Annotated in this window: 3 protein-coding genes; 1 reads left to right on the plus strand and 2 read right to left on the minus strand. The window is 70.4% G+C overall.

Annotated elements, in window-relative coordinates:
• Positions 1-153: 153 nt before the first annotated feature.
• Entirely contained in the window at positions 154-921 is a 768-nt protein-coding gene (locus tag BZL64_RS25775) for a site-2 protease family protein (protein WP_086771580.1), read from the plus strand.
• On the opposite strand, the gene BZL64_RS40305 is transcribed toward BZL64_RS25775, so the two are convergent.
• Both BZL64_RS40305 and BZL64_RS41345 read right to left on the minus strand, forming a co-directional pair.
• A complete protein-coding gene (locus BZL64_RS40305) occupies positions 906-1,082 on the minus strand; it encodes a hypothetical protein (RefSeq protein ID WP_167396201.1) in 177 nt (58 codons plus the stop codon). The genes BZL64_RS25775 and BZL64_RS40305 overlap by 16 nt on opposite strands.
• A gap of 60 nt (positions 1,083-1,142) precedes the next feature.
• On the minus strand, positions 1,143-1,431 hold a 289-nt coding region (locus tag BZL64_RS41345), incomplete at its 5' end, for a Rossmann-fold NAD(P)-binding domain-containing protein (protein WP_483025108.1).

A 1,431-nucleotide genomic window follows, 5' to 3' on the forward strand; every position in this document is an offset into this window, starting at 1 on the left:
CCGCGGGCCGGGCGGCGGGGCGGCCGGGCCCGCGGGGATTGCCCCGCGTTCCCAGGAACCGATGACCGGCCGCGAGACGTTTTCCCCTTGCGCCCGGTACGGTCGGGCAGCCGGACACCCGGTTCCGACACCGCACCCCAGGAGCATCCGCTGATGACCACCGCCCTCTCCCGCCACAGCGACCGGCGGATCAGCCCCGTCTTCCTCGGGATACTGGCCGTCACGGCGGTCACGGGCTGGGCCACCTGGACGGGTTTCGCCGAGCAGCCCGGTGTGGCCGTGTTCCTGTTCGTGACCGGCGCCTGGATCGTCTCCCTCTGTCTGCACGAGTACGCGCACGCGCGCACCGCCCTGCACAGCGGCGACATCTCGGTGGGTGCCAAGGGATATCTGACGCTCAATCCTCTCGCCTACACCCACGCCCTGCTGAGCATCGTGCTCCCCGTGATCTTCGTGATCATGGGCGGGATCGGTCTGCCCGGCGGTGCCGTCTTCATCGAGCGCGGGCGGATCCGGGGGCGCTGGCGGCACAGTCTGATCTCGGCGGCCGGTCCGTTGACGAACGTCCTGTTCGCGATCGTCTGCACCGCCCCGTTCTGGCTGGACGCGCTGGACGGTGTGCCTGCCGACTTCAAGTTCGCGCTCGCCTTCCTCGCGCTCCTCCAGGTCACGGCGGCGATCCTGAACTTCCTGCCGGTGCCGGGCCTGGACGGCTACGGGATGATCGAGCCCTGGCTGTCGAACAACGTGAAGCGGCAGGTGGAGCCGTTCGCGCCGTTCGGGCTGCTGTTCGTGTTCGCGCTGCTGTGGGTGCCGACGGTGAACGGCGCGTTCTTCGACCTGGTCGACTCGGTCCTGCGGGGGCTCGGCGTCAGCGACCAGGACGCGTCGTACGGGTACAGCCTCTACCGCTTCTGGTAGGCGCCGCGGCCCTGCTTCGCGTAGTACCAGCACATGTTGCTGGACAGCCCGGCCAGCAGCACCCACACCACGCCCAGGAAGCTGCCCTGGACGAAGGACACGACCGCCGCGGCGACGGCGAGGAGGCAGACGATCAGGGCGTAGACGGCGAGGCGGGGCATGGGGGCGGTTCTCCTGTCGGGGGACACTGCTGACGTCGGCGTCCAGTGTCCCCCATCGGCTCAGACGTCGGTGACGCGGAGCCCGGCGTGCGCCTTGTAGCGGCGGTTGACGGAGATCAGGTTGGCGACGAGGGATTCGACCTGGTGGGCGTTGCGCAGCCGGCCGGCGAAGACGCCCCGCATGCCGGGGATGCGGCCGGCCAGGGCCTGCACGATCTCCACGTCGGCGCGCTGCTCGCCCAGCACCATCACATCGGTGTCGATCTCGTCGATCTCCGGGTCCTGGAGGAGGACCGCCGAGAGGTGGTGGAAGGCGGCGGCGACGCGCGAGCCGGGCAGCAGGGCGGCG

This window comes from Streptomyces bobili (assembly GCF_002154575.1).
GTDB lineage: Bacteria > Actinomycetota > Actinomycetes > Streptomycetales > Streptomycetaceae > Streptomyces > Streptomyces bobili.

Bases quoted from the DNA above. Each gene is read 5' to 3' on its own strand.
- BZL64_RS25775 (WP_086771580.1), top strand. From the start codon at position 154: ATGACCACCGCCCTCTCCCGCCACAGCGACCGGCGGATCAGCCCCGTC.
- BZL64_RS40305 (WP_167396201.1), bottom strand. From the start codon at position 1,082: ATGCCCCGCCTCGCCGTCTACGCCCTGATCGTCTGCCTCCTCGCCGTC.